The 5,717-nt window shown below is 74.3% G+C and carries 6 protein-coding genes; 2 read left to right on the top strand and 4 right to left on the bottom strand.

Annotated features, from left to right (window positions below; translation table 11 throughout):
- From HMPREF0731_RS12670 to HMPREF0731_RS25945, 4 genes are all read right to left on the bottom strand, one after another.
- Positions 1-487: response regulator (locus HMPREF0731_RS12670; RefSeq protein ID WP_007004539.1), on the bottom strand; the 487-nt coding region annotated here is incomplete at its 3' end.
- The gene (locus HMPREF0731_RS12665) at positions 484-990 is read right to left on the bottom strand and encodes a chemotaxis protein CheW (protein ID WP_007004538.1); all 507 of its coding nucleotides are present in this window, start codon (positions 988-990) and stop codon (positions 484-486) included. The genes HMPREF0731_RS12665 and HMPREF0731_RS12670, both read right to left, overlap by 4 nt.
- Positions 990-3,008, bottom strand: coding sequence for a hybrid sensor histidine kinase/response regulator (locus tag HMPREF0731_RS12660; protein WP_007004537.1), 2,019 nt, complete (start codon positions 3,006-3,008; stop codon positions 990-992). The genes HMPREF0731_RS12665 and HMPREF0731_RS12660 overlap by 1 nt, the downstream gene beginning before the upstream one ends.
- On the bottom strand, positions 2,971-4,347 hold the full coding sequence (locus HMPREF0731_RS25945) for a methyl-accepting chemotaxis protein (protein ID WP_157136091.1): 1,377 nt from the start codon (positions 4,345-4,347) through the stop codon (positions 2,971-2,973). Before HMPREF0731_RS25945 ends, HMPREF0731_RS12660 begins: the two co-directional genes overlap by 38 nt.
- Before the next feature lie 211 nt (positions 4,348-4,558).
- Between HMPREF0731_RS25945 and gvpN the strand changes: the two genes are divergently transcribed.
- Together gvpN and HMPREF0731_RS25450 are read left to right on the top strand one after the other, a co-directional pair.
- Positions 4,559-5,521 (top strand): gas vesicle protein GvpN, encoded by a 963-nt coding sequence (gene gvpN, locus HMPREF0731_RS12650; RefSeq protein ID WP_007004535.1) that lies wholly within the window; start codon positions 4,559-4,561, stop codon positions 5,519-5,521.
- On the top strand, positions 5,518-5,717 hold a 200-nt coding region (locus tag HMPREF0731_RS25450; RefSeq protein WP_040613115.1), incomplete at its 3' end, for a hypothetical protein. The genes gvpN and HMPREF0731_RS25450, both read left to right, overlap by 4 nt.

Genomic DNA, 5,717 nt, shown 5'->3' with positions numbered 1-5,717 from the left:
GCGGGGCCACCTGCATGTTCAGCGCCGGCGTCGGCGCGCTGCGCCGGCGCAGCGCGCCATGGCCCTTCACCAGCGCCACCAGCTCGGCCGCGAAGGCGGCCTCCTCGTCGCTGGAGGGCTTGGGCAGGCAGTCGGCGGCGCCGCGCCGCATCGCCTCCATCGCCGCCGCCGCGCCCTTGGTGGTCAGCGTCGAGCAGACGATGACGCGCAAGCCCGGATCGGCCTGCAGCAGCAGCGGCAGGGCGGTCAGCCCGTCCATCACCGGCATCTCGATGTCGATGACGGCGAGGTCGATGCCGCCACGGCGGATGGCGGCCACCGCCTCCTCGCCATGGCGGGCGCGGGCGACCACCTGGATGCCCGGATCGGCGTGCAGGATGCGCGCCATGGCGGCGCGGATCACCGCGCTGTCGTCGCAGAGCAGCACGCGCAGCGGCGCGGCGCCGCCGGACGCGGTGGCGGGGGCCTCGGGCAGCTCCAGCGTCACCGGCGGGTGTCCGCCACGGCGCGCGCGCCGAAGGCCAGCAGCCGCTCGGTGTCCAGCTCGATCAGCAGCCCGCCCTCCAGCCGGTGCACGGCGGAGGTGTGCTCGCGCCAGGCTTCCGACAGGGTGGCCGGCGCGTCCTCGCGCACATCGGCCGAGAGCGACAGCACCTCGCGCACATCATCGGCGAGCAGGCTGTACAGCTCGCCCTCATGCTCGACCACCACGCTCATGCCGCCGGCGCCGCTCGCCGCCGGGGGCAGGCCCAGGCGGTTGCGCAGGTCGACGGCGGTGACGATGCGGCCGCGCAGGTTCAGCACGCCGGCCACGCCGGGCGGCGCCAGCGGCACGCGGGCGATCTGGTCGCCGCGCAGCACGTCGCGCACCCGCGGCACCGGGATGCCGCAGAGCCGGCCATCGACCAGCAGGGTCAGCAGCAGGCGCGGCTCGCCCTCCGCGGCCTCGCCGCGCGGCTGGGGGCGGGTGAGGGTCTGGGTGGCGCTCATCAGGCGGCTTCCTTCGCGTGGGCCAGGGCGCGGCTCAGCGCGCCGAGGACACGCTCGCTGTCGAATTTGGCGACATGGTCGGTGAAGCCGGCGGCGCGGCCGCGGGCGATGTCGGCCGGGCTGGAGCGGCTGCTCAGCGCCACCACCGGCAGCGTCTGCCACGGCCCCTCGCGGCGGATCTCGGCGACGAAGCCGAAGCCGTCCATGTTGGGCATCTCGATGTCGCTCAGCACCACGTCGAACATGGCGCCGCCGGCGCGCAGCTTCAGCGCCTCGGCGGGCTCGGCGCAGGCGGTGACATCATAGCCGGCCGAGGTGAGGGCGGGGACCACCAGCTGGCGGAAGAAGCCGCTGTCCTCGACCACCAGCACGCGCGGCGCCGCCTGCTCGGTCTTGCCGAACCAGCTCGGGTCGCCGAGCCGCAGCCAGTGCGCGCAATCCAGCACATCGGCGGCGCGGCCGGCGACGACGGCGCTGCCCAGGAAGCCGGCGCGGTCGCTGGAGGGGCGCAGCACCAGCCGCTCCTCGATGACGTCGAGGATCTCGTCCACCATCAGGCCGAGGCTGCGGTTGCCGTCCTGGAACACCAGCAAATGCTGCGTGCCGCCGGCGGGCGGCTGCGTCCAGGGGCCGAGCGGCAGCAGCGGCATGAGCTGGCCGCGATACTGGACGGAGGGGCGGTTGCCGGCGATCTCGATGCTGTCGGAGGGCAGCGCCTCCAGCCGCGCCACCAGGCCGAGCGGCACGGCGATCGGCGTCGCCTGGCCGCCGGCGCGGAACATCAGCAGCTGCGAGCCGGTCTCCTCCGAGGCGGTGGCGACGGCCTGCGCCGCCTCCTTGCGGGCGGTGCCGAGGCCGGCCATGCGGGCCAGCCCCGCCGGGTCGAGGATCATGATGACGCCGCCATCGCCCAGGATGGTGTTGCCGGAGAAGGCCTGCAGGTCGCGCAGGATCGGCGCCACCGGCTTGACCACGATTTCCTCGGTGTCGAACACGCCATCGACGAACAGCCCGTAGCGCGCCGAATCGCCCTGCAGCACGGCGACGAAGCCCTGCGCGGCCGAGCCCGAGGGGTGCGGCGCCGCGAGACCCAGCAGCGCGCCGAGCTGCACCAGCGGCAGCAGCTGGCCGCGCAGGCGGATCACCGGCGCGTCGTCCAGCCATTCGACGGCGGCGCCGCCGGAGCCGACGCGCACCAGCTCGACCACCGCCGCCTGCGGCACGGCGAAGCGCTCGCCGGCGGCCTGCACGACGAGGCCGGAGATGATCGCCAGCGTCAGCGGGATGCGGATGATCAGCGTGGTGCCCTGGCCCTCGACCGTCTGCAGGTCGACCGTGCCGCCGATGCGCTCGATATTGCTGCGCACCACATCCATGCCGACGCCGCGGCCGGAGACGGCGGTGACGGCGGCGGCGGTGGAGAAGCCGGGGCGGAAGATGAAGCGGCCGACCTCGGCATCGTCCATGGCGGCGACGGCGGCCTCGGTGGCCAGGCCGCGCTCGACCGCGCGGACGCGGATCTTGGCGAGGTTCAGCCCGCGCCCGTCATCGGCCAGCTCGATGACGATGCGCCCGCCCTCCTGGCGCGCGGAGAGCGAGATGCGCCCGGCCAGCGGCTTGCCGGCGGCGCGGCGCTCCTCGGGCATCTCCAGCCCGTGGTCGGCGCTGTTGCGCACCATATGGGTGAGCGGATCCTTGATCAGCTCCAGCACCTGGCGGTCCAGCTCGGTGTCGCCGCCGCTCATCGACAGGTCGATGCGCTTGCCGAGCTCGGCGCCGAGGTCGCGCACCAGCCGGGGCAGCTTGGCCCAGGCGGCGGAGACCGGCTGCATGCGCGTCTTCATCACCCCTTCCTGCAGGTCGGAGGTGATGCGCGACAGGCGCTGCAGCGGCGCGGCGAAGGGGGTGTCGGCCTGGCCGCGCGCCACCTGCAGCAGCTGGTTGCGCACCAGCACCAGCTCGGAGGCCAGCGTCATCAGCTCATCCAGCACGGTGAGCGAGACGCGGATGGCCTGCACCGGCAGGGAGGGATCGGCATGCGCCGCCGCCTTGTCGCCGGCCTTGTCCTCGGCCGGCTTCGGGGCGTCGGGCCCGGGCCGGGCGGCGGGGGGCGGGCAGGCTGGCGGCCACCGGCGGCGGCGCCACCGCCTCCTCCAGCGCGGCCTGCAGCACCTGCTCCAATTGCTGGCGCAGCCCCGACATGGTGGCCAGCACATCGCCGGAGGCGCTGTGCATCATCGCCACCGACAGGCGGTTCTCGTCGATCTCCTGCGTCGCCTGGCCGATGCGGTCGCTGGCCTGGCGGGCGGTGCCGGCGGCGGCGCCGGCGGCGCGGGCGATCTCGCGCACCGTGCCGCTCTGCTCCTCCATCGCGGCGGCCAGGGCGGTGGCGACGCCGTTCAGCTCCTCGATGCTGGTGCCGATGCCTTCGAGCACCACGGTCACCTGCGCGGTCTGCGCCTGGATCAGGTTCAGCCGCTCGGCGATCTCGCTGGTGGCGTGGGAGGTGCTGCCGGCGAGGGTCTTCACCTCGCTGGCGACGACGGCGAAGCCCTTGCCGGCCTCGCCGGCGCGCGCCGCCTCGATCGTCGCGTTCAGCGCCAGCAGGTTGGTCTGGCCGGCGATCTCCTGGATCAGCCGCGCCACCTCGGCGATCTTGGCGACGATCACCTCCAGCTCGCTGAACAGGGCGCGGCTCTTGGCGCTGCTGTTGGCGATGCCGCCGGTGGCGCTGGCGGCGCGGCTGATCTGGGCGGTGATCTCCTGGATGGCCTGCACCAGATGCTCGGTGCGCCCGGCCGCCGCATCGGCCGCCGCCGCCGCCGCGCTGGCCTCGGCGGTGGCCTCATGCGCCTGCTGCTCGACCCGCATGGTCGACAGCTCGACCTCGTCCGCGTGGCGGCTGAGGTCGGTGGCGCCGGCCTTCATCTCCTCGATCAGCACGGAGGCCTGGGCGAGGGCACGCGCGTTGAAGTGGCGCAGCGCCGCCACCGGGTCGGGGCGCGACAGGGCCGGGATGGCCTGCACCACGCGCAGGGTGTTTTCGCATTCCTCCAGCTGGCTCCGCAGCGCCTGGATCCGCGCCGCCAGCGCCGCCCCGCCGGGCAGCCAGAGGGCCGGGGGCGCGCCCTGCGCCTGCCCGGCCCAGGCGGCCAGGCGGCCGGCCTGCCGCGCCACGCCACCGCCGCCCAGCAGCAGCACCAGCATCAGGCAGGGCACGCCGATCCACGCGCCGGCCTGTTCCGCCAGCAGCCCCCCCGCCATGGCGATGGCGGCGAGGGCCAGCAGGAAGCCGAGCCAGGCGCCGGCCTGGGGTTCGGCACCAGGCACCGGGACCGGCGGAGGCCGTGATTGCATGTTCGCTTCCCATTGGCAGGCTCCGGGTGCCCGCGGGGTGAGAGCGGACAGCAGGAAGGCCGGAGCCTGGACGCGCGGCAGTAAAGCGGGCTTCCCATAATGGCCGGTTAAGCCTGGCCCGGGCGGCGACAGCGCCCTGGGATTTCGCTTGAACGTCGAAATTTTTCGCATAGGATCGCCGCGCTGATGCTTCGCAGAAGGCGCTCCCCGCATGGCCCCACGCTCCCGCAAGCCTGACCACCCGGACCAGGATCTCCCGCCCGAGGAACCATGGCTGCGTCTGCGTCCCCGCGCGGATTTCGTGCGCACCGGCTCCCTCGCCGCCCTGGCCGAGCGGGCGGGGCGCTACCTCGACACCGGCCTGCCGGTGCATTTCCGCGGCCCCGCCGGCAGCGGCAAGACCACCCTCGCCCTGCACCTGGCCGAGCGGATCGGCCGGCCCGTGGTGCTGATCGTGGGCGACGCCACCTTCGACACCAGCCGGCTGGTCGGCCAGGAGGGGCGCCACCGCACCCGCCGGGTGATCGACCGCTACATCAGCAGCGTCACCAAGGTGGAGAGCGAGACCAGCGCCGTCTGGATCGACCGCGCCCTCTCCATCGCCTGCGCCGAGGGCGCGACACTGGTCTATGACGAGTTCAACCGCGCCCCCCCGGCCGCCAACAACGTGCTGCTGACGGTGCTGGAGGAGAAGCTGCTGATCCTGCCCGGCATCAGCGGCGGCGAGAGCTACCGGCGGGTCCACCCCGATTTCCGCCTGCTGCTGACCTCCAACCCGACCGACCATGTCGGCACCCATGACGCGCAGAACGCGCTGATGGACCGGGTCGTGACGCTCGACCTCGAGGATCACGACCGGGAGACGGAGCTGGCCATCATCACCGCCCGCTCCGGGCTGGAGGCGGCGGCGGCGGCCCGCATCGTCGACCTGGTGCGCACGGTGCGGCGGGCCGGGGAGTTCAGCCAGCGCCCCAGCATGCGCGCCGCGCTGATGATCGCCCAGGTGGCCGCGCGCGACGGCATCGCGGTGGACGCCGCCGATGCCCGCTTCCGCCAGCTCTGCGCCGACATCCTGGCCAGCCGCCTGCGCCCCGCCAGCGAGGGGCGGCCCGATCCGCGCCAGCTCCTCGCCGCGATGATCGACCGCGTCTGCGCCCTGGAGGCCGCCGCATGAACATCCCCGCCCCCCGCCAGCGCCCGCCCGGAAGCCGGTTGGTGCGGCACGGGGCGCGGCCCTTGCTGCTGGAATCGGCGGCGGCGGAATACGCCATGCTGGCGCAGCGCCGCTCGCGCCTGGCGCGGCAGATCGAATTGCTGGACCGCCAGCGCGAGGCCGCCGGGCTGGGCTTCGCCCAGCTCAGCCGGCGCAT

Origin of the sequence: Pseudoroseomonas cervicalis ATCC 49957 (assembly GCF_000164635.1) — a bacterium.
In the GTDB taxonomy this organism is placed as follows: domain Bacteria; phylum Pseudomonadota; class Alphaproteobacteria; order Acetobacterales; family Acetobacteraceae; genus Pseudoroseomonas; species Pseudoroseomonas cervicalis.
Note: the sequence above shows the minus strand (reverse complement) of the source record. Positions and strands in the feature narration are given on the sequence as shown.